The 21,606-nt window shown below is 60.8% G+C and carries 24 protein-coding genes; 15 read left to right on the top strand and 9 right to left on the bottom strand.

Annotated features, from left to right (window positions below):
• From ACI2KA_RS15150 to ACI2KA_RS15140, 3 genes are all read left to right on the top strand, one after another.
• A partial coding sequence (locus ACI2KA_RS15150) for an electron transfer flavoprotein subunit alpha/FixB family protein (RefSeq protein WP_404503291.1) occupies positions 1-177 on the top strand: 177 nt, incomplete at its 5' end.
• A gap of 115 nt (positions 178-292) precedes the next feature.
• A complete protein-coding gene (locus ACI2KA_RS15145; RefSeq protein ID WP_404503285.1) occupies positions 293-1,174 on the top strand; it encodes a 3-hydroxybutyryl-CoA dehydrogenase in 882 nt (293 codons plus the stop codon).
• Between the two features lie 131 nt (positions 1,175-1,305).
• Positions 1,306-1,962, top strand: a complete 657-nt coding sequence (locus ACI2KA_RS15140; RefSeq protein WP_404503284.1) for a hypothetical protein — start codon at positions 1,306-1,308, stop codon at positions 1,960-1,962.
• Positions 1,963-1,985: 23 nt separating this feature from the next.
• Here ACI2KA_RS15140 and ACI2KA_RS15135 read toward each other — a convergent pair whose 3' ends face one another.
• Entirely contained in the window at positions 1,986-2,648 is a 663-nt protein-coding gene (locus tag ACI2KA_RS15135; RefSeq protein ID WP_404503283.1) for a TlpA disulfide reductase family protein, read from the bottom strand.
• 24 nt (positions 2,649-2,672) lie between these two features.
• Here ACI2KA_RS15135 and argH point away from each other — a divergent pair, with 24 nt between their 5' ends.
• The 4 genes from argH (at position 2,673) to ACI2KA_RS15115 (ending at position 8,532) form a co-directional block, all read left to right on the top strand.
• Positions 2,673-4,073: an argininosuccinate lyase gene (argH, locus tag ACI2KA_RS15130; protein WP_404503282.1), complete on the top strand. Its 1,401-nt coding sequence runs from the start codon at positions 2,673-2,675 to the stop codon at positions 4,071-4,073.
• Between the two features lie 94 nt (positions 4,074-4,167).
• Entirely contained in the window at positions 4,168-4,371 is a 204-nt protein-coding gene (locus ACI2KA_RS15125) for a lipoprotein (RefSeq protein WP_404503281.1), read from the top strand.
• 13 nt (positions 4,372-4,384) lie between these two features.
• Positions 4,385-5,653, top strand: coding sequence for a diaminopimelate decarboxylase (lysA, locus tag ACI2KA_RS15120; RefSeq protein WP_404503280.1), 1,269 nt, complete (start codon positions 4,385-4,387; stop codon positions 5,651-5,653).
• A 164-nt stretch (positions 5,654-5,817) separates the two neighbouring features.
• Complete coding sequence (locus tag ACI2KA_RS15115) at positions 5,818-8,532, top strand: TIGR02302 family protein (RefSeq protein ID WP_404503279.1); 2,715 nt, start codon at positions 5,818-5,820, stop codon at positions 8,530-8,532.
• 261 nt (positions 8,533-8,793) lie between these two features.
• Here ACI2KA_RS15115 and ACI2KA_RS15110 read toward each other — a convergent pair whose 3' ends face one another.
• The 3 genes from ACI2KA_RS15110 to ACI2KA_RS15100 form a co-directional block, all read right to left on the bottom strand.
• Positions 8,794-9,153: a response regulator gene (locus tag ACI2KA_RS15110; protein WP_279655841.1), complete on the bottom strand. Its 360-nt coding sequence runs from the start codon at positions 9,151-9,153 to the stop codon at positions 8,794-8,796.
• A 142-nt stretch (positions 9,154-9,295) separates the two neighbouring features.
• Complete coding sequence (gene hpt, locus ACI2KA_RS15105) at positions 9,296-9,838, bottom strand: hypoxanthine phosphoribosyltransferase (RefSeq protein ID WP_077985217.1); 543 nt, start codon at positions 9,836-9,838, stop codon at positions 9,296-9,298.
• A 70-nt stretch (positions 9,839-9,908) separates the two neighbouring features.
• Complete coding sequence (locus ACI2KA_RS15100; protein WP_404503278.1) at positions 9,909-10,580, bottom strand: hypothetical protein; 672 nt, start codon at positions 10,578-10,580, stop codon at positions 9,909-9,911.
• Positions 10,581-10,780: 200 nt separating this feature from the next.
• Between ACI2KA_RS15100 and ftsE the strand changes: the two genes are divergently transcribed.
• From ftsE to ACI2KA_RS15080, 4 genes are all read left to right on the top strand, one after another.
• Entirely contained in the window at positions 10,781-11,440 is a 660-nt protein-coding gene (ftsE, locus tag ACI2KA_RS15095) for a cell division ATP-binding protein FtsE (protein ID WP_003497447.1), read from the top strand.
• A complete protein-coding gene (locus tag ACI2KA_RS15090) occupies positions 11,433-12,440 on the top strand; it encodes a cell division protein FtsX (RefSeq protein ID WP_404503277.1) in 1,008 nt (335 codons plus the stop codon). The genes ftsE and ACI2KA_RS15090 overlap by 8 nt, the downstream gene beginning before the upstream one ends.
• A 128-nt stretch (positions 12,441-12,568) precedes the next feature.
• The gene (locus ACI2KA_RS15085) at positions 12,569-13,285 is read left to right on the top strand and encodes a YdcF family protein (RefSeq protein WP_404503290.1); all 717 of its coding nucleotides are present in this window, start codon (positions 12,569-12,571) and stop codon (positions 13,283-13,285) included.
• Positions 13,286-13,401: 116 nt separating this feature from the next.
• The gene (locus ACI2KA_RS15080) at positions 13,402-14,199 is read left to right on the top strand and encodes a lysophospholipid acyltransferase family protein (protein WP_404503276.1); all 798 of its coding nucleotides are present in this window, start codon (positions 13,402-13,404) and stop codon (positions 14,197-14,199) included.
• On the opposite strand, the gene ACI2KA_RS15075 is transcribed toward ACI2KA_RS15080, so the two are convergent.
• Entirely contained in the window at positions 14,172-14,723 is a 552-nt protein-coding gene (locus ACI2KA_RS15075; RefSeq protein WP_404503275.1) for a gamma-glutamylcyclotransferase, read from the bottom strand. The two genes, ACI2KA_RS15080 and ACI2KA_RS15075, sit on opposite strands and share 28 nt — an antisense overlap.
• A 49-nt stretch (positions 14,724-14,772) precedes the next feature.
• Here ACI2KA_RS15075 and ACI2KA_RS15070 point away from each other — a divergent pair, with 49 nt between their 5' ends.
• A complete protein-coding gene (locus tag ACI2KA_RS15070; RefSeq protein WP_404503274.1) occupies positions 14,773-15,774 on the top strand; it encodes a DUF2125 domain-containing protein in 1,002 nt (333 codons plus the stop codon).
• Between the two features lie 68 nt (positions 15,775-15,842).
• Here the strand turns inward: ACI2KA_RS15070 and ACI2KA_RS15065 are convergent, their stop codons facing one another.
• The 3 genes from ACI2KA_RS15065 to ACI2KA_RS15055 form a co-directional block, all read right to left on the bottom strand.
• Positions 15,843-16,772, bottom strand: a complete 930-nt coding sequence (locus tag ACI2KA_RS15065; RefSeq protein WP_404503273.1) for a prephenate/arogenate dehydrogenase family protein — start codon at positions 16,770-16,772, stop codon at positions 15,843-15,845.
• A complete protein-coding gene (gene hisC / locus ACI2KA_RS15060; RefSeq protein ID WP_404503272.1) occupies positions 16,772-17,878 on the bottom strand; it encodes a histidinol-phosphate transaminase in 1,107 nt (368 codons plus the stop codon). The genes ACI2KA_RS15065 and hisC overlap by 1 nt, the downstream gene beginning before the upstream one ends.
• An 84-nt stretch (positions 17,879-17,962) precedes the next feature.
• A complete protein-coding gene (locus ACI2KA_RS15055; RefSeq protein ID WP_404503271.1) occupies positions 17,963-18,724 on the bottom strand; it encodes a class I SAM-dependent methyltransferase in 762 nt (253 codons plus the stop codon).
• A 119-nt stretch (positions 18,725-18,843) separates the two neighbouring features.
• Here ACI2KA_RS15055 and gloB point away from each other — a divergent pair, with 119 nt between their 5' ends.
• Together gloB and ACI2KA_RS15045 are read left to right on the top strand one after the other, a co-directional pair.
• Positions 18,844-19,614, top strand: a complete 771-nt coding sequence (gene gloB, locus ACI2KA_RS15050) for a hydroxyacylglutathione hydrolase (protein ID WP_404503270.1) — start codon at positions 18,844-18,846, stop codon at positions 19,612-19,614.
• A complete protein-coding gene (locus ACI2KA_RS15045) occupies positions 19,614-20,054 on the top strand; it encodes a cupin domain-containing protein (protein WP_404503269.1) in 441 nt (146 codons plus the stop codon). Before gloB ends, ACI2KA_RS15045 begins: the two co-directional genes overlap by 1 nt.
• A gap of 111 nt (positions 20,055-20,165) precedes the next feature.
• Here ACI2KA_RS15045 and ACI2KA_RS15040 read toward each other — a convergent pair whose 3' ends face one another.
• On the bottom strand, positions 20,166-20,939 hold the full coding sequence (locus ACI2KA_RS15040) for a DUF3108 domain-containing protein (protein ID WP_404503268.1): 774 nt from the start codon (positions 20,937-20,939) through the stop codon (positions 20,166-20,168).
• Positions 20,940-21,191: 252 nt separating this feature from the next.
• Between ACI2KA_RS15040 and rpmB the strand changes: the two genes are divergently transcribed.
• Positions 21,192-21,482 carry a 50S ribosomal protein L28 gene (gene rpmB / locus ACI2KA_RS15035; protein ID WP_003509888.1) on the top strand — a complete coding sequence of 97 codons (291 nt, stop codon included), beginning with the start codon at positions 21,192-21,194 and terminating at the stop codon, positions 21,480-21,482.
• Positions 21,483-21,606: the final 124 nt, after the last annotated feature.

Genomic DNA, 21,606 nt, shown 5'->3' with positions numbered 1-21,606 from the left:
CAGCTTTACATCGCGGCGGGCATCTCGGGCGCCATCCAGCATCTGGCCGGCATGAAGGACTCGAAGGTCATCGTCGCCATCAACAAGGATGAAGAGGCGCCGATCTTCCAGGTGGCCGATTACGGCCTCGTCGCCGATCTGTTCGAGGCTCTGCCCGAACTGCAGAAGGCACTGTGATTTAAGCCGATATCAGCGGCGGCGCGTTTTTTGAACGCGCCGCCTTCTCTTTTCCGGCGATATGCGTAACATCGCCGACAATGACGCAGACAAATCCCTGAGAGGAGACCAGCCTATGACCGCGCCCTTTAAAAACATCGGTGTCATCGGAGCCGGTCAGATGGGTTGCGGCATTGCGCATGTCTCGGCTGTCGCAGGCTACAAGGTCCATATCTACGATCTTTCCAAGGAAGGCATCGAGGCCGGTCTTGCGACGATCAACGGTAATCTTGCCCGTCAGGTCACCAATGGCAAGCTTTCGGACGAGGCCCGCAAGCAGGCGCTTGCGCTCATCAGCGGCTCGACCGACGTCAACGATCTGGCGCCCATGGATCTCGTCATCGAGGCCGCGACGGAAAACGAGGAAATCAAACGCAAGATCTATGCGCAGATCTGCCCGGTCCTGAAACCCGAAGCGCTTCTGGCCACCAACACCTCGTCGCTCTCCATCACCCGGCTTGCATCCGCCACCGACCGTCCCGAACAGTTCATGGGCATCCACTTCATGAACCCGGTTCCCGTGATGAAGCTGGTGGAACTGGTGCGCGGCATCGCCACCGACGAAAAGACCTTCGAAGCGGCCAAGGACTATGTGCGAACGCTGGAAAAGGCGATCACCGTCGCCGAGGACTTCCCGGCCTTCATCGTCAACCGCATCCTGCTGCCGATGATCAACGAGGCGATCTATACGCTTTACGAAGGCGTCGGCTCGGTGGAAGCCATCGATACGGCCATGAAGCTCGGCGCCAACCACCCGATGGGTCCGTTGCAGCTTGCCGACTTCATCGGTCTCGACACCTGTTTGTCGATCATGCAGGTGCTGCATGACGGTCTGGCCGACAGCAAATATCGCCCCTGCCCGCTGCTGGTGAAATATGTCGAGGCCGGCTGGCTTGGCCGCAAGTCCGGCCGCGGTTTCTACGACTATCGCGGCGAGACGCCGGTTCCGACACGCTGAAGCCTGACGGCCCTCCATGCCAGAGCGCAGATGGCGACAGGACGAAAATACAATCTCTGCGATTATAAAGTAAGTAGACGCCCATTGCGTGCACCTCCAAGATCATGCCGTGATTCTTTTGGGGGCCTTACATGAAAATTTATATAGCAATAGCTGCTGTCGCCATTCTCGCGAGCGGCTGCGTTTCGGAAAATCCGCGTGAGATTGTCAGAAGGGCAGGTTATCTCACAACGGTACCACCCAGTACCAATTACGGCCCGGGCAACATCGTCTGGAAAAAGACAAACAAATATAATGACAAAGACGATATCTCGCTTGGTTACATCTGCTCCCCGGAATATGTGACGTTCCCCGGCAGCCCTGAAAAAGGGTCGGGCGAAATCAACGATTTCGGACGGAAGAAGGATTTCTCCTTCAACGCAGACAATCTGCAGAAACTCGGATTTTCCACCAGCGCACAATATGTGCGCAACCTGACAATCAAGTTCAGCAATATCGAGTATCTCGAATACGGCCTCGACAAACTCGAGGCCATAGAAAAGACCCTGGGGCCGGAGTGCCGCAACATCCTGCGCAAACAGCGCAAGAAGCAAAATGCACATATCGTGCGTTCTGCGTTCAAGGCCGATCTGGATTACGCCATTACATACAAAGCATCGGCCAGCACCTCCATCAAAGCTGCAATATTGGAGGAAATTGAAGCCGGCTTCGGCATTACGCTGGAAGGCAATCAGGGGCGCGTCGGCCGAGGTATCTATTACGGCGTATCGGTTGATCCGCTATATTGAGTTCGATAAAGTCCTATCGGCAGTCATTTGACTGCCGATATCAATGCCTTGGCATCCTCGCTGTCCCAGGCCGCCGGGCCGTTCATGGCGGCGAGCAGGCAGCCGTTTTCATCCATCAACAGGGTTGCCGGCAGGCCGAAGGCGAGGCCTTCCTTCTTTAAAACGTTGAAGACGCCCATGGAACTGTCGCGGTAGGGCTTCAGCGCGTCGATCTTGTATTCATCCATGAAGGCTTTCGGCTTTTCATCCGCGCCGACGTCGATATTGACGGCAACCACCTCGAAGCCGTCACCGCCCTTTTCCTTTTCCAGCGCGTTCAAGGCCGGCATTTCCTCCCGGCAGGGCACGCACCATGTGGCCCACAGATTGAGAAGAACCGCCTTACCCTTGAGATCGGCAAGCGTCATGTCCTGCGCCTTCGGCCCCTTGAAGGACAAGGGGATGACACGTGGCCTGTCCGCCGCCGACATGGCCGCCACATGCCCCTTCAGAAACGGCTTCAGCGAAGCGATGCGGTTTGCCGCACCCGCACATAAACCGGCGTCAGCGACCGCTGCCCCTTGAACCGGGCTCTCAGACCCAATATGCCTGAACCAGACCGCGCCTGCGCCGCTTAAAACACCGGCAACGGCAGCAATTGCAACCAACTTGGCGGAAGGAAGCCTGAACGGCCTTTTTTCTGTCATCGAATACTCCAGGGCACTGCGAACATGGCTGACGGCACAGATCAGAAATCCTCCAACCAGATGTGGGGCGGGCGTTTCGCGTCCGGGCCGTCCGCCATCATGGAAGAGATAAATGCCTCCATCGGCTTCGACAAGAAGCTTTACGCCCAGGATATCCGCGGCTCTATGGCGCATGCCGCCATGCTCTCGGAAAAAGGCATCATTTCGCAGGAAGATAAAGACAAGATCACGCATGGCCTGAACACGATCCTGTCAGAGATCGAAGCCGGCAGCTTCGAATTTTCGCGCAAGCTTGAAGACATTCACATGAACATCGAGGCGCGGCTCGCGACGCTGATCGGCACGGCCGCCGGCCGCCTGCACACCGCCCGCTCGCGCAACGACCAGGTGGCGCTCGATTTCCGCCTGTGGGTGAAGGAAGAATTGCAGAAGACCGAAGGCATGCTGACCGCGCTCATCGCCGCCTTCCTCGACCGCGCCGAAGAAAATGCCGATACGGTGATGCCGGGCTTCACCCATCTGCAGACGGCGCAACCCGTCACCTTCGGCCACCATTGCATGGCCTATGTGGAAATGTTCGGCCGTGACCGCGCCCGTGTACGCCACGCCATCGAGCACCTGGACGAAAGCCCGATCGGCGCAGCCGCGCTGGCCGGCACCGGTTATCCCATCGACCGCCACATGACGGCCAAGGCGCTCGGTTTCCGCGAGCCGACCCGCAACTCCATCGATACCGTTTCCGACCGCGATTTCGCGCTGGAATTCCTGTCGATCGCTTCCATCTGCGCCACGCATCTGTCGCGTCTCGCCGAAGAGATCGTCATCTGGTCGACGCCGCAATTCGGTTTCATCCGCCTGTCGGACGCCTTCTCCACCGGCTCCTCGATCATGCCGCAGAAGAAGAACCCTGACGCCGCCGAACTGGTGCGCGCCAAGACCGGCCGCATCAACGGTTCGCTGATCGCGCTGCTGACGGTCATGAAGGGCCTGCCGCTTGCCTATTCCAAAGATATGCAGGAAGACAAGGAACAGGTTTTCGACGCCGCCGAGAGTTTGGAACTGGCGATTGCCGCCATGACCGGCATGATCCGCGACCTTGAAGTGCGCAAGGACCGCATGCGCGCGGCGGCCGGTTCGGGTTACTCCACCGCCACCGATCTTGCCGACTGGCTGGTGCGCGAGGCCGGTCTTCCCTTCCGCGACGCTCACCATGTGACCGGCAATGCTGTGGCGCTGGCGGAAAAGAAGGGCTGCGATCTGGCCGATCTTTCGCTGGAAGAGTTGCAGGCCATCCACCCCGGCATCACCAACGGCGTTTTCGACGTTTTGTCCGTCGAGGCGTCGGTTGCCAGCCGCGTGAGCTTCGGCGGCACGGCGCCTTCGGAAGTCAGGAAGCAGATCGCCTGGTGGCGCGGACGCAACTGATAAGTTTGCGTTACGCTGCGATCACAAGAAACAGGGTGCACAAGCGCCCTGTTTTTCGTTATCAGAGAGGCACATATTTCCGTTGGACAGGTCCATGCTTTCAAAAACCGCGCGCAAACTCATCGTTCCCATCGGCATGACGCTCGCCGTCAGCCTTGCTCTCAGCGCCTGCGGGCGCAAGGGCGACATCGATCCGCCGAGCACGCCGGTCGAAATGCGCAACAAACGCGCCGCCGACGGAACCGAGACGAAGCCGGCGACGAACGACCGGCCGTTCATCCTCGACAAGCTTCTCTGACGGGTAAAAAGCCGTGAACCATTTTGGCTATATCGACGGCGTGCTGCACGCCGAAAACGTGCCCGTGCCGGAAATCGCCAAGGCGGTCGGCACGCCCTTCTATGTCTATTCCACCGCGACGCTGGAGCGCCACTACAAGGTGTTTTCAGGCGCTTTTGCGGATGTGGACGCCATGGTCTGTTACGCCATGAAGGCCAACTCCAACCAGGCGGTTTTGAAGACGCTGGCGAAGCTCGGCGCCGGCATCGACGTCGTCTCGGGCGGTGAATTGCGCCGCGCCCTTGCAGCCGGCGTGCCGGCAAGCCGCATCATGTTCTCCGGCGTCGGCAAGACCGTGGCCGAGATGGATTACGCGCTGGAAGCCGGCATCTACTGTTTCAACATCGAATCCGAGCCGGAACTGGAAGTCCTCAACCTGCGCGCCGTCAAGGCCGGCAAGCGGGCGCATGTCTCCTTCCGTATCAATCCCGATGTGGATGCGCGCACCCATGCCAAGATTTCCACCGGCAAGAAGGAAAACAAGTTCGGCATTTCCTATGAGCGCGCGCGCGCGGTCTATGCCCATGCCGCCGCCCTGCCCGGCATCGAAGTCACCGGCATCGACATGCATATCGGCAGCCAGATCACCGAATTGCAGCCTTTCGAGGATGCCTTCCGGCTGCTGCGCGAACTCGTGGAAGTGCTGCGCACCGACGGCCATGCGATCAGCCATGTCGATATTGGCGGCGGTCTCGGCATTCCCTATCGCGAGGACAATAACCCGCCGCCGCTGCCGGATGCCTATGCCCATATCGTCAAGAACGAGTTGAAGAGCCTCAACTGCAAGATCGTCACCGAGCCGGGCCGGCTGATCGTCGGCAATGCCGGCATTCTGGTGACCGAAGTGATCTATGTGAAGGATGGCGGCGAAAAGACCTTCGTGATCGTCGACGGCGCGATGAACGATCTCATCCGCCCGACGCTCTATGAGGCCTATCACGGCATCCGCCCGGTGGTGCAGCCCGCCGAAAACACACCGCGCATCAAGGCCGATATTGTCGGCCCGGTCTGCGAAACCGGCGATTATCTGGCGCTGGACCGCGAGATGGCGGCGCCGCAGCCGGGCGATCTCATCGCCGTCAGTTCCGCCGGGGCTTATGGTGCGGTGCAGGCCGGCACCTATAATTCGCGCCTGCTGGTGCCGGAAGTACTGGTAAAGGGCGACAAATTCCACGTCATCCGGCCGCGCGGCACCTATGAAGAGTTGATCGCTCTCGATTCCGTACCGGCATGGCTCGATTGATTTGCCCGATTGATCACAATTGAGCGAAGCTGCCTAAAAAATGGGGGTGAGGGCCGAGGCGCCCTCGTCTTCGCCACAAAGAATGTTATCCTTGCTTCCGTGATAGAACAGCGCGCCGTTCCATGAATGGCGTTCGACGTGGCCAGAACCGGGAGAACGGATTGATGACCACTGCCGGAGAGGACAAGACTGGCGGAGCGGACAGGACGGGCAGAAAGCGCCCGACCGGCGCATTCGCGCAGCGGCCGGACCTTGCCCGCCGGGTCGCGGCCAAGCGCTTCTTCGCAAAGATCGTGCTGCTTTCGGAAAAAATAGCGCCGAAAACGCTGTGGCCGCTGTCCATCGCCGCCGTGTTTCTGGCGCTTGCATGGTTTGGCCTTTACCGGCACATGCCGGATTTCCTGCGGCTCGGCGTCGTTTTCGTTCTGGTTTTCGGATTCATCGCCACGCTCCTGCCGATCCTTAGGCTGAAATGGCCGACGGATCATGACGCGTCGCGCCTTCTTGAAGATCGCAACGGTCTGGCGCATCAGCCGGTTGGCGTGCAGGAAGACGAACCGGCCTTCGACACGCCTTTTTCCCGCACGCTCTGGAAAGAACACCAGATCCGCATGGCGGAGCGCATTGCCGCACTCAATGCCGGTCTGCCGCAACCCGACATTGCCCGTTATGACCGTCTGGCGCTGCGCGCCGTTCCGGCACTGCTTCTGGTCACTGCTTTCGGCTTTTCCTATTCGAACGGCGCGGGCACGGTTGCCGATGCCTTCCGCAGCCGCCCGGCCGTCGGTCCGCTCAATCCCGATATCCGTCTCGATGCATGGGTCACACCGCCCGCCTATACCGGCCGTGCGCCGATTTTCCTGACCGGACGCGATGCAACCGGCCGTGACGCGGTGTCCGTGCCGCAATCCTCCAAGCTGACGATCCGCATGACCGGCGGCGATGGCGGCGAGGAAGTGACCTTCGAGCCGGAAATGGCGGGCGCGCTGCAAAAGCTTGCGCCGGAGACCGCACGCGCCGACAGCGCAAGCGGTGATATTGCCGTTCAAACACCGGTACGCCCAGCGGATCAACCTGTCGCGCCGCGCACCTTCGCCATGGATGTTACCGAAAGCGGCATGATCACCGCGAATGGCGAGCAATGGGTGTTCAACGTTATTCCCGACCAGCCGCCCAGCATCGCCTTCGACAACATGCCGCGCCGGGCCGTCAATGGCGCGCTGGAAATCGGCTTCACCGCCAAGGACGATTACGGGCTGAAGGAAGCCCATGCCATCATCGAGCCCATCGGCGTGGCCGAAGGTGCGACAGCGCTTTATCCGCCGCCGGAATTCAAGCTCGACCTGCCGCGGCAGAACAATCGCGAGATCAAGGGCCTGACCAGCCGCAACCTGACAGAACATCCGATGGCGGGCAAGCGCGTGCGCATCACGCTGGTGGCAACGGATGGCGCCGGCCAGACCGGCCGCAGCCCGGCACATGAAATGGTGCTGCCGGGCCGCAATTTCTCCGAACCACTGGCCGCTTCCGTTGCCGAACAGCGGCAGATCTTCTCGCTGGATACACGCCAGATGCCGAAGGCGATCGCCTATAACGAGGCGGTGGGCCTGCGCCCGGAAGAGACCATTCCCAACACGACGCATTATCTCCTGCTGCAATCCGCCCAGACCCGAATGCGGCTCGCCTATAATCAGGAGATGCTGAAGGACACGGCCGATTATCTCTGGGAAATCGCGCTCGGCATCGAGGATGGCGATCTTTCGCAGGCGGAAAAACGCCTGCGCGATGCGCAGACCGCGCTTTCGGAAGCCTTGCAGCGCAACGCCCCGGATGAGGAAATTGCCAAGCTGATGCAGGAACTGCGCGAAGCCATGCAGCAGTTCATGAGCGAGCTGGCCCAGCGGATGCAGAATGCGCCGCAAGCCAACATGAACAGCCAAGCGCAGAACGTATTGCGCCAGCGCGATCTGGAAAACATGATGAACCAGATCGAGAACCTTGCCCGCTCCGGCAACCGCGACGCGGCGCAGGAAATGCTCTCGCAGCTGCAGCGCATGATGAACAATCTGCAGGCTGGCCGCCCGCAGCGTCAGGGCCAGCAGGGGCAGCAACAGAGCAGCAAGATGCGCCAGCAGATCGACAAGCTGGGCGAAATCCTGCAGCAGCAGCAGAAGCTGATGGACGAGACCTTCAAGCTCGATCAGGCGCTTCGCGACCGCATGCAGCGCGGCGACCCGCAACAGGGCGGCGAAAGCGAAGACCAGCAGATGGGCGAGAACGGTCAGCCGCCGCAACAGGGCCAGCAAGGTCAACAGGGTCAAAATGGCCAGCAGGGTGGACAGCAGCAGACCGACCAGATGACCGCCGAACAATTGCGCGAGGCGCTGAAAAACCTGCGGGCGCAGCAGGACGCGCTCGGCAAGCAGCTCGGCGAATTGCAGCAGGGCCTGCGTGATCTCGGCATGGAACCGGGCGAAAACTTCGGCAAGGCGCAGCAGGAAATGCAAGGAGCGGGCGAGGCGCTGGGCAAGAGCCAGGGCGAACAGGCGGTCGAAGGACAGGGCAATGCCCTGAACGCGCTGCGTCAGGGCGCACAGGACATGATGGGCCAGATCATGCAGGCCATGCGCCAGCAGGGCCAGCAGCCCGGACAGGGACAGGAAGGCATGGCGGGACAGGGCGGCCAGAACGGCCGCGACCCGCTCGGCCGGCCGCGCAGCACAACCGGGCCGGATTTCGGCGATCAGGTTAAGGTGCCGGACGAGATCGACGTGCAGCGCGCCCGCGAAATTCTCGAGGCGATCCGCGAAAAACTCGGCAACAATCCGCCGGGTGAAGTGGAACGGCGTTATCTAGAGCGGTTGCTGGATATTCGGTGAAGGTTATACGCACGGATCATAGTGCACGTCGATACGTCCTTAGAGCTTAAACTTTTCCGTCATGCCGGACTTGATCCGGCATCCAGCAGACGCGCGTCTGCGCGGCGAAAAAATTCCTTTCAGCCCAAGGACTTGGGCTGGCTGGATTCCGGCTCAAGGCCGGAATGACGGAAGTGGGGAATCGAGCAGAATCGCAGGCGAAGTCAAACCAACAAAAAAGGCGGCCCCTGGCCGCCCTTTCAATCCCTCTAATCTCGCCGTTCAGGCCGCAAGCGCCCGCGCCACGGCCTTGCGAATATCCGGAAGTGCGAAGGGCTTGGAGACGACGTCGACAATCTTCTCCGCCAGATCATCGGCGCGTTCGCGCTGCTCGGCATAACCGGTCATCAGCAGAATGCGCATCGCCGGGAAGCGTTCGGCGGCGCGGTGCGCCAGCTCGATGCCATCCATGACCGGCATGCGGATATCCGAAAGAAGAAGGTCGAAACTGGTTTCCTGGAGCTTCTCCAGCCCCTGCTCGCCATCCGCCGCCTCATAGGTCTCGTGACCGTCGAGACGCAGCGCGCGGGCGACGAAAGCCCGCAATGCATCCTCGTCTTCGGTAATCAGAATCTTCGCCATTACTCATTGCTCCTGGGCATCATTTCCAGCCGTGAGCAACATCGCAGGCTCCTCTTTTCAAGAGGTAAACACCCAGGCTTTGGCTGGGTGAATGGTTAATGAGGCGTCTCCGCCCTGTGCCGTTCCGGCACGGCAAATACGCTCAGGCGTCACCTGTCACGACGCCGACAAAAGGCAGTTCGCGGAAGGCATAAGCGACATCCATGCCGTAACCCACGACGAAATAATCCGGACATTCGAAACCGACATAATCCGCCTCGAGATCTTCCTTGCGCTTCACCTTCTTGTCGAGCAGCACGGCGATGGTGACGTTGCGGGCGCCGCGCTCATACAGCAGCTCCTTGGCGAAACGCAGCGTGCGGCCGGATTCGAGAATGTCGTCGATCAGCAGGACATCGCGGTCCTTCACGTCGCTGTCGATATCCTTGACGATCCTGACGCCCTGGGACACCGTGCCGGCGCCGTAGCTCGACAGCGTGATGAACTCGACTTCCGGAGCAAGGCCGCTGTCATGCAGCGCGCGGATGAGATCGGCCGCGAAAATGAACGATCCCTTGAGCACGGCGATAACCAGCAAATCCTTGGTCGGGCCGCTGGCAATGTGCTTGGCCATATCGCGATTGCGCTCGGCGATCTGCTCGGCGCTATAAAGCGGCTCGATGTTTTTTCCACGGACGACGGGCATTCTTACTCCTGTGCTGCGCCTTGCCGATTTTACCTTTCAGTAAAAATACGAAGACCACGCGTTAGCACAGTCAACGTTCGGGCGCACCCGCCTCGACGAAGGAAAGCTTGATCTCCGGCGTTTTTCCACCGGGATGGCGCAACTTTGCCGAAAAACCGTGGCTGAAACCGGGCTGCATCTCCTTGACCGGCGGCTCAATGACCATGCTCGCCACCAGCTGTCCCTTGGCGGCGAAGAGATCGGCACGAAGGGCCGGCACCTCTTCCAGATGGCCGCCATTGTTTTCGACGATGCCGTTGATGAGCAATATATCCATGCCGCCCGCCTCCTGCGGGGTCACGGTGACATGGGAAATGGCAAGCGGATTGACCGAGGCCGCAACGGCGGTCTTTTCCGGTATGACGACAGACAGACCGCCCGAACAGACGAAGACAAAAATGGCAAGCCCGGCCACCAGCGCCGAATAGGCATCTGCCGACAGGCGCGACAATCTGCGATCCACCCAGCCGATAAAGGCGAGGCAGAGCATGGCGAGGGTAACGGGCGGTTTTGAAAGCTGCCGGCGCGCTGCGCCGCGATTGTCGTTTCCGGGCCGGCGCGCACGGTTTTCCTTGATGGTGACAAATTCGGCGTCTACCACATCATGGCTGGGATTTGCCGTCCGCGCCGCCCGGCGCACCGGCGTTTCCGGCATCAGGAGGTCAAAATCGAATGCCGCTTGCCGGCGAGATGAACGGAACATAGCCATAGAATTCCTTGGATGAGGTTTTCCGGCCCGCAAAACTGGGCATTGCAACGAATCCTGCCAAGTTTTAAATTTAATTGGTTAATGCTTCGCAAAAACGGCTCGCGCAGGCTGCCGGATCCGGGTTAAACCCCGACATCCGAACCCCTGGCGCCAGCGGCTTGCGAACCACCACGAACGAAGAGACTGGAAGTCCGTTGATCCATTTCGAAAATGTCGGGTTGCGTTACGGCATGGGACCCGAGATCCTGAGGGACATGACCTTCGATATCCCCAAGGGTTCGTTCCAGTTTCTGACCGGCCCTTCGGGTGCGGGCAAGACGACGCTGCTCCGCCTGCTTTTGATGTCGCTGCAGCCGACCCGTGGCAATATCCGCATGTTCAACCGCGATGTATCACGCATTCCACGCAGCGAGCTGCCGATGCTGCGCCGCCGCGTCGGCATCGTGTTTCAGGATTTCCGGCTGCTCGATCATCTGACGACCTATGAAAATGTCGCCCTGCCGCTGCGGGTGCGCGGCAAGGAAGAGAGTGCCTATCGCAACGACGTGATCGAGCTTCTGAAATGGGTCGGGCTCGGCGAGCGCATCAACGTGCTGCCGGCCATCCTTTCCGGCGGGGAAAAGCAGCGCGCCGCCATTGCCCGCGCGCTGATGGACCAGCCGGAAATATTGCTGGCCGACGAGCCGACCGGCAACGTCGATCCGCCGATGGCCAAGCGCCTCCTCAACCTGTTTCTGGAACTCAACCGGTTGGGCACGGCCGTCGTCATCGCCACCCATGATTTCGGCCTGATGGACCAGATCGATGCGCGCCGGATGATCCTGACCGAAGGGCGGCTCGATATCTATGAATGAGATCAACCGCAAACCGCTGAAACCGGAAGCCGCGCAACCGAAGCGCCCCCCCATGCGCATCCGCCCGATGGCGCCCATCCTGCCGCCCTCCAACATTCAGGGGAATGCGCTGATGGTGGTGATCGCCATCATGGCCTTTCTCGCCTGCCTGACGCTCGGCGCGGTCTCCATGGTGCGCGCCACCGCCGCTACCTGGCAGAGCCAGATTTCCCGCGAGATCACCATCCAGATCAAGCCGGAGGACGGGCTGGACATGACCGCGGCGCTGAACAAGGCGCGCAATCTGGCCCTCACCTTCGTCGGCACACGCGACGGCACGATCCTCGACGATGCGGCGACGTCGCGTCTGCTGGAGCCATGGCTCGGCAGCGGCCTCGACCTTTCCGAACTGCCGGTGCCGCGCCTCGTCGTCATCACCATCGATGAAAACAACCCGCCCGATTTCCAGGCGATGCGCGACATGCTGAAGGCGGAAATTCCTCAAGCCTTTCTCGACGACCACCGCACCTGGGTCGACAGGCTGGTCTCGATGGCCCGCACCACGGTCATGATCGGCCTCGGCGTGCTCATCCTCGTCTTCACCGCCATGGTGCTGACGGTGGTGTTTGCCACGCGCGGCGCGCTTTCCGGCAACCGGCACATCGTCGAGGTGCTGCATTTCGTCGGTGCCGAGAGCAGCTTCGTGGCACGCGAATTCCAGAAGCACTTCCTGAAGATCAGCCTCAAGGGGGCCGCGGCAGGCAGCGCGCTGGCGGCGGCCGTGTTCCTGGTCGCCGGCTTCTGGCAGTCGAGCACGGTCGCGACGCCACAGAGTGATCAGGCAAGCGCGCTGTTCGGCTCGTTTTCCGTCGGTCTCGGCGGGTATCTCGGCATTGCCATGACGATGATCATCATCGCGCTCCTCACCACCATCACGGCGCGGATGACCGTCATACGCACCATCGACGATATTGACCGTGTCCGGTCCGATCCTTCAAAAAGCGATGGTCTGGCATCGTGAGATCGTCCCCGAAACTCCAAGGGAAAACTGTAACCGTCACACGTCGGATGTAACCTGCGGACGGTGGACAAAAATGCCTGTTCCTTGCCTTAATCGGCGAGTATCCAGGAGGAATGTTTGTGAGTCGGATGGACCAGGATCAGACGGCGACGCGGCCGGCCGGAAAGGGCCTGTTGTCGCGGCGTGGGCCTCTGCGCCGTTTTATCCGCGGCCTCATCCTGCTTTGCGTCATCGCACTCGGCGCCTTTTCCGGCGGCTTCCTGTGGTTTGCCGATTCGGTCGCCTCCATGCGTCCGCCCGAGGGGGCGCGCGGCGATGCCATCATTGTCTTGACCGGCGGTTACCAGCGCATCGAACAGGCGGTCGGCCTGCTGAGAGACGGTGTGGGCAAGCGGCTTCTGATTTCCGGCGTCAACCCCGCCACCACCCGCTCGCAGATCCGCAAGATGACTCAAGGGTCATCCGACATGTTCACCTGCTGCGTGGATATGGGGTACAAGGCGATCGATACGATCGGCAACGCCAATGAGGCGGCCAGCTGGATACGCGACCACAATTATTCCTCCATTGTCGTCGTCACCAACAATTATCACATGCACCGCAGCCTGCATGAATTGCGCAGCGCCAGCCCGCAGACCCAATTCATCGCCTATCCCGTCATCAGCGCCGACCTTGCCCGCACCAACTGGTTCGTGGAGCCGGACGTGGTGAGAACCATGCTCTATGAATATCTGAAGTTCGTGGCTGCGGCCGGACGCGACCTCACCGGCTTTGGCAAGGGTGATGGCCTGCGCAAGGCGGCGGCCGAGCATTCCGCACCGAAGGTGGTGACCGCTTCTCCGTGACCGGCGAGAAACGCGCTTGCTGCCGCCCCTTGTTTTCGTGTAGGCGTCTGGCATCGGCATCCGGCGTCGAGGCCTGTCCAAGGTTTCGCAACGGCTGCGCTCCGGGAAGGCTGTTGATGCTCAAGCTGCGCTCTTTTCTTTTCAATACGCTGTTTTACCTCAATCTGATTGTCCGCATGATCGTGCTGACGCCGATCTATTTCATCCTGCCGCGCAAGATCGCCTTTGAAATTCCCAAGAACTGGGCGCGATCCAACCATTGGCTGATGAAAACAATCGTTGGCACCACCTTCGAAATCGAGGGGCTGGAGAATATTCCCGAAACCGGCTGCATCTTCGCGCCCAAGCACCAGTCCTTCTGGGATACCTACGCGCTGCTGCCCAATCTGCCAGACCCCGTCTATATTCTGAAACGGGAGCTGATGTGGATTCCGCTGTTCGGCTGGTATGTGATGAAACAGCGTATGATCCCGGTCAACCGCGCCGCGCGCGGCAAGGTGATGCTGAAGGTGATGGAGCGGGCGCGCGAGGAAATGGCCGCCGGCCGCGAGCTCATCATCTATCCCGAAGGCACGCGCCGACCGCCCGGCGCCGAACCCGAATATCGTTATGGCATTGCCCGGCTTTACCGCGATCTGCAGGTTCCGGTCATTCCCGTCGCCATGCATCCCGGCCTTTTCTGGCCGCGCCGTTCCACCATGCGTTATCCCGGCCATTTCAAGGTGCGTATCCTGCCGGCGATCGAGCCGGGGCTCGACCCCGACGTGTTCTTCAAACGATTGATCGATGTGACGGAAAAGGCGAGCGACGAACTGCTGCTCGAAACCGTGCGCAACAATCCGCACCTGCCGCTGCCGCCGACCGCCGTGAAACGGATCGCCGAACTTCAGGGCAAGGAAACTCCAGCCGGCTGAGCGGCAAGCGTTCCGACATTTTTCGCGATGTTTTCCAGCAGCGAGTCGCGGATGCCCATTTCCTGCAGATGCTGCACGGTGTTGAAGACATAATCCGTGTTCGGCCCGGAGCGGCCGGATGCGGCCGCGATGATGACAGCCGATTCGGCAACGCCGAGACCGCCGATATATTGTTCATGCGCGGGATCGGCCACATAGGTCACGGCGCTGCTGCGCCGGCCATTGGCGAGCGCGATGGAAACCACCCGCTCCTTATAGACATTCGTCACCAGTTCGCGCTCGCGCAGATAGGCCATGACGGGATCGTGGTCCTTACCCCTTACGCGGAAGGCGACACCCAGGCAGGAACCGCCGCGCTCCAGACCTAGGACGAGGCCGGGCTTTTCTTCCGTACCCCTGTAAAAATTGGAACTGATGCAGAGCGAGCGCCGATAACCGTGCAGCCGGGCCTGCTGCCGCTCCTCGAAAGCGAAGCCGGGGTTCCACATCAACGAACCGTAGCCAAAGACCCAAAAATCGTCCATATCCCAAGCCAAATCGAAATTGTCTGAAGTCTGTTCATCGGAGATCAATATGGCAGCGTCAAGCCAATCCGGCACGGCCAGGAAATTCCTCTGGCTCGCCATCGCCATCGTGGTGGTCATCGGACTTTACACCGCCGGGTGGTTTTATGCCGCCGACAGGCTGAAGCAGACGGTTCTGAACGTCATTGCCCCCTCGCAGGCCCGCAGCGTCAGCGGCGAATGCGGCGATATCGCCTTCAAGGGGTATCCCTTCCGCATCGGCCTCTTCTGCTCCAGGGTGACGGTGGATGACAGCGGCAACGGCGTTTCCGCGTCTTTCGGGCAATTGCGTTCGGCCGCACAGGTCTATAATCCCGGCCATATCGTCTGGGAGCTGGATTCGCCTGCGGAAATCCGCTCCGCCCATGGCCTGACGGTCTCTGCCACATGGCAGAACATGCAGTCGAGCATCGTCACCAAGCTGAAGGGCATCGACCGCAGCTCGCTCGTCATCGACGGGCTGAAGGCGCAGGCGGTGTCCTCCGTCACCGGCCAGACGATCGACTTCGATGCCGTCAAGACCGAAATGCACCTGCGCCAGAACGGCGCCGATCTTGACGGTGCGATCACGCTCACCGATTCGGCCACCGTCATCAAGGACTGGCCGCAGGTGCTTCCCCGCCTCGACGCCATCGTCGATGTCACGCTCGCGGGCAAGGCCGGCATGGTGGATGGCAGCGACAGATCCGGCCTTTATGGCACAAGCGGCGAGCTTCGCCGGCTGGTGGCCGATATAGGCGAGGGTCGTACCATGCGCATCAGCGGTCCCTTCTCCTTCGACAATGAGGGTTATCTCTCCGGCCAGTTCAAGCTCGAAATCGAAAAGCTCGGTGCATGGTCGGACAATGCCAAACAGGCGTTTCCGCAGTTGCAATCCACCATCGACACGGCCCGCAAGCTGCTCGGCGCGCTTGCCGGCGGCGGTGACCGGGCATCCGTCGACCTGGTGGTGGATCGTGGCCGCGCCACCGTCAGCGGCTTCATCCCGCTGGGCAAGATTCCGCCGATCTGAGCAATTGACTATGCCTTCCGTCATCCTCGGGTTTTATCCGAGGACGACGGAGGGAGACTAAATACGTCCTACTTCTTCTGATCCAGCGCATGACGCCCGAAGTCCGGCGCGTCGACATCCTGGCCGGCCTCGACGATCGAGCGGCGGATGGCGCGGGTGCGGGAAAACAGCTCGAACAGCTTGTCGCTCTCCTCCCAGCGGATCGCCCTTTGCAGCGAGGCGAGGTCTTCGGAAAACCGCGCCAGCATTTCGAGGATGGCGTCCTTGTTGTGCAGGCAGACATCGCGCCACATGGTCGGATCGGAGGCGGCAAGACGGGTGAAGTCACGGAAGCCGGAGGCCGAATATTTGATGACTTCCGATTCGGTCACCGTTTCCAGATCGTCCGCCGTGCCGACGATATTATAGGCGATGAGATGCGGCAGATGCGAGACGATCGCCAGGACCTTGTCATGGTGTTCGGCATCCATCTCATCCACGCGCGAGCCGAGCGCCCGCCAGAAATCCTTCAGCCTTTCCAGCGCGTCACCGTCCGTACCCGGCAGCGGTGTGAAGATGCACCAGCGATCGCGGAACAGGCCGGCAAAACCGGCATCCGGACCGGATTTTTCCGTTCCGGCAATCGGATGGCCGGGAATGAAATGCACATTGTCCGGCATATGCGGGGCCATCTGCGCGATGACCGAGGCTTTGGTGGAACCGACATCGGTGACGATGGCGCCGGGCTTCAGATGCGGCGCGATCTGCTGCGCCACGGTGCCGGAAGCACCGACCGGCACCGAGACGATGACGAGATCGGCATCCTTCACCGCCGCCGCCGCCGAGACGGTGTAATCCGTGCCAAGCGCCAGCTCCTCCGCCCGTTTCAGCGTGTCGTCGCTGCGGGTGGAAATCGTCACGTGGCGGGCAAGCCCCAGCTCTTTGATATCGCGGGCAATCGACGAACCGATCAGGCCGATGCCGATCAGCGCGATGCGTTCAAACATGATCTCACCCATCACGCCTGCCCCATGAACTCGGTAAGGGCGGCGATGACGCCGAGATTGGCCTCTTGCGAGCCGACGGTCATTCTGAGCGCATTCGGGAAGCCGTAACCGCGCACCGCGCGCAGGATGTAACCGCGGCGGCTCAGGAACTCATCCGCATCCGCCGCGCGCTTGCCGTCCCGATCCGGAAAATGGATGAGGATGAAGTTGGTGACGGAGGGCGTGACGGTGAGGCCGAGACCGGTAAAGGCTGCCACCAGCTTTTCCATCCACAGCCCATTATGCGCCACCGCCTTTTCGACGAAGGCCTGATCGCGGATGGCCGCAGCACCGGCCGCGATGGCCGGCGCGCTCATGTTGAAGGGGCCACGCACGCGGTTCAAAGCATCGATGACAGCGGCAGGGCCATACATCCAGCCGACACGCAGGGCGGCGAGACCGTAAACCTTGGAGAAGGTGCGGGTCATCACCACGTTACGGTTGCCGGAAACCAGCTCCAGCCCGGCCTCGTAGTCGTTCTTGCGGACATATTCGGCATAGGCCGCATCCAGCACCAGCACGACATGTTTCGGCAGGCCGGCCTGCAGACGGCGGATTTCCGCGACGGGAACATAGGTGCCGGTGGGATTGCCCGGATTGGCGACAAAAACCATCTTCGTCTTCGGCGTCACGGCGGCGAAGATCGCATCCACATCCACCGCGCAATCCTTTTCCTTCACCGTCACCGGGGTCGCGCCCGCGCCCATGATCTGGATCTTGTAGACGAGGAAACCGTGCTCGGTGATGATCGCCTCATCGCCGGCGCCCAGATAGACATGGCACAGCAGGCCGAGAAGCTCGTCCGAACCGTTGCCGCACAGGATGTTTGCGATATTGAGGCCGTGCACGTCGGCAATCGCCTGACGCAGCGCGATCGCCTGGCCGTCCGGATAGATTTCCAGATGGCTGGCGGCAGCGCCGAAAGCCTCGATGGCCTTAGGGCTCGGCCCAAGCGGCGTTTCGTTGGAGGAGAGCTTATAAACCTTCGCGACGCCGTCCACATGTTCCTTGCCTGGAACATAAGCGGCGATATCCAGAATACCCGGACGCGGAACAGGTTGGCTAAGCTCTGCACTCATTTGATCGACCTTCGGAAAAACGCCGGAGAACCCGGCAAAAGCAATGCCGGAGGCATTAGACCGGAATAGCCGCTTTGTCGAGGGTCAGAACGGCTTTCCCTGGTTTGCGGCCGCGCGGGTTGTGGGCACCCCCTGCGGTGCAAGCACGGGCACAAACACCCGCCGCGAGGCGCGCTGGGTAACGGGCAACCCTTGATAGAGGCGCTTCTGGGCTTCCACCACGATGACGCCGGAAAACAGTGGCCAGAGGCGACGGCCGGTATGTTCGAGATAACGGCGGAACTTCAGCACCGGCCGGCTGGTGGTAGGCGGGAAAAACAGCGCCTCGGCGGTGGCGCCCGGCGTGAAGTTGGTTTCGCGCAGGAGCGCCGTCAGCTGCCCGCGCGAATAGGGCCGGCCGGAACCGAAGGGCGTATGTTCCATGCGCGCCCAGACGCCGCGCCGGTTCGGCACCACGATCACCAGGCGACCACCTGGCGCCAGCACCCGCCACAGCTCCCGTAAGCTTTCACGCGGATTTTCGGCAAATTCCAGCGCATGCACCATCAGGACACGGTCTATCGACGAATCGGGCAGCGGCAATTCCTCGTCAAACACCAGCGCGGTGGAGGAAAATTCGCCCGCCGGCCAGTTCACAGCACCCTGCCCCGCCGGCATGAAGGCGAATGTACGCTCCGTATCGCGGCGGAACCGCTCCAGAAACGGCACCGCATAACCGAGACCGACCAGCCGCTCTTCCGGCAAGGGTGGCCACAGCGTCGAAAGCGCCATGGTGATCGCCTGCTCGGCGGAGCGGCCAAGCGGGGAATGATAGAATTCGCGCAGATCGACGATATCGGTATTCATGGGCGAGAATGTAGCATCAGGCGGTTGGACTTCAAGGCGTCTGCCCCTACATTGGAAATCAGTTGGGAAAGTCAGGCGGGTGAATGCGCCGGTTTTGACCGGCAAACGGAGAGGATACGATGAAACCTTTGGAGATAGACGTCTTTCTTTGCCGCAGCGACAATTTCGGGGTGCTCCTGCACGACCCCGAAAGCGGCGCGACAGCCGCCATCGACGCGCCGGAAGAAGGGCCTATCCTGCACGCTCTCGACGGCCACGGCTGGAAGCTCACCCATATCTTCACCACCCACCACCATCAGGACCATGTGGAGGCCAATCTGGCGCTGAAGGACAAGTTCGGCTGCGAGGTGCACGGCCCCTATGACGAGGCGGTCGCGATTCCGGGCCTCGACCGCGCGCAGGCCGATGGCGACGAATTCGAATTTGCCGGACGCCGCGTTCAGGTCATCGCCACGCCCGGCCACACGGCAGGCCATATCTGTTATTATCTGCCGGATGACGGGCTGCTGTTTGCCGCCGACACGCTGTTTGCCATGGGCTGCGGCCGCCTGTTCGAACGCCCCGCAGCGGACATGTGGCATTCCTTCCAGAAACTGATGGCGCTGCCGGACGAGACACGCGTCTATTTCGGCCATGAATATACGCTGTCCAATGCCCGATTCGCCCTGACCGTCGATCCCGACAATACCGCGCTGCGGGAACGCGCGGCGCATATCGAGACGACGCGGCAGGCCAATCAATTCACCATTCCCACCACCATCGGCCTGGAAAAACAGACCAACCCCTATATGCGGGTGGCGGATGCCGGCCTGCGCAGGCATCTGGGCCTCGAAGCCGCCGCCGATGCCGATGTCTTTGCGGAAATCCGCACGCGCAAGGACAATTTCTGATGCGAGCGGATTTCACAGCACAGGCGATCATTCGCGAATTGGGGCTGGAGCCGCATCCCGAGGGCGGCTTCTATCACCAGACCTTTCGCGACAGAGCCGGCGGCGAGCGCGGCCATTCGACGGCGATCTATTATCTTCTGGAAAAGGGCGACCGCTCGCACTGGCACCGCGTCACCGATGCGGTGGAGGTGTGGCACTATTATGCCGGCGCGCCAATCGCGCTGCATCTTTCGCAGGATGGGAGGGAGACGCAGACTTTCACCCTCGGCCCCGCCATTCTGGAGGGCGAGCGCCCACAGGTGATCGTGCCCGCCAATTGCTGGCAATCGGCGGAAAGCCTTGGCGATTTCACACTGGTCGGCTGCACCGTCTCGCCGGGTTTTGCCTTTTCAAGCTTCGTCATGGCCGAAACCGGCTGGTCGCCGGGGGATGCGGCTTAACTCCCAGAGCGCTGCCCGTGAAGCGAGCGGGCGCAACTTGTCTCTTCTCCCCGGCGGGGAGAAGAAATTCGCCGCACTGCCAGGCGTCACTCACCTGGCAATAAACCGCCGTCAGCCGCCGTATTTCGTGGCGGTAATGTAAACCTGCCCCACCCGCGTCGGAATGATCGCATAAACCGGCGCATAGACATCCATATTGTTCGACTTGGCGAACCATATCTCCATGGAGATGGATTTCAGATATTCGATATCCTTGCGTCCCTGCCGGTAACCCGACTTCGGCACGTAACGCGCCTTGCAGACGATGGCGTCGCCGCTGAAGCCGTTGGTCTTGAAGGGCTTGGTGCCGCTTGGGCTCAAAACGAGGTCCAGCCGCGACTCACCGTCATAGATCGGCAGGCGCGTCGGGCAGATGCGGCCGCCCGAAGGGATGATGAGGCCGGAGATCGGATCGAGAACGGAGCGCAGGTCGCGGTCCTTCACATCCACCCAGTTGTCGGGCCGGGTCTTCGGTTCGGGTTTCACGGTGGTCGATGTGACGTTGCCGTTGCGATAGACGACGTCATAGGTGCGCACCCGCTTGCCGTCCTTGTAGACCAGCGAATATTCGTTTGCCTGCAGCCGGTGGCCGCGCTTGGCGCCGGAGACCGTCGTCTTGCCGGAAATGTCCTTGAGGATGCTGGCCAGGCCGGCGGCGCTGAAGGAACCGGAGATCGAATAATTCGGCCCATCCATGCGAGTCGAAAAACTGGCCCGCGCGATCGGCAAAATGCCGAGATTGATGCTGTATTCGCTTGTGTGGCGCGCTTCGGCGGCGAGCGAGGGGGAGACGCCCGCAAACGCCACAGCAGCGGCCATGAAAATGCTTTTTCCTCTGGCAATCATTTCGATATCACCTTAAAAGAGGCGCGGAAGCGGCCTTATCGGGCGATGATATACGCTGACTTGTGGCAATAAAAAAGCGGATGCCGGTTGAAAACGCCGGAATTTCCTTTCATTTGATCGCGAGCGGCTTGACTGTTAAGTCTCGTCTGACTATAGAACCGCAACTTTCCAATCATGGCCAGTTGGATTGCCACCCCGGTTTTGCCGGTGGCGAGCCAGTGGTGAAACAGACGAAACGAAATAGGTGTACCCATGTCCCGTGTATGCGAATTGACCGGCAAGGGCGTCCAGACGGGCAACAACGTCAGCCACGCCAACAACAAGACCAAGCGCCGGTTCCTTCCGAACCTCTGCCAGGTCACGTTGATCTCCGATGCTCTCGGCCAGCGTTTCCGCCTGCGTGTTTCCGCAGCTGCTCTGCGCTCCGTTGAACACCGTGGCGGCCTCGATGCCTTCCTTCTGAAGTCCGGCGAAAACGAACTGAGCATGCGCGCTCGCCTTCTGCGCCGCCAGATCGCCAAGAAGACGGCCGAAGCTGCTTAATAGCGGTTTCGACACCATCTGATATTCGGAAGGCTTGAATGGCTTTTGCCGCTCAAGCCTTTTGTTTGTTTCAGGTTTTAATCGCATCGGGTTTTCCGAAAATGTTTCGGTCCGATGTTTGGCT

This window comes from Agrobacterium sp. NPDC089420, from assembly GCF_044900305.1.
Taxonomy (GTDB): Bacteria; Pseudomonadota; Alphaproteobacteria; order Rhizobiales; family Rhizobiaceae; genus Agrobacterium.
The sequence above is the reverse complement of the archived record's forward strand: the minus strand, read 5'-3'. Positions and strand labels throughout refer to the sequence as shown.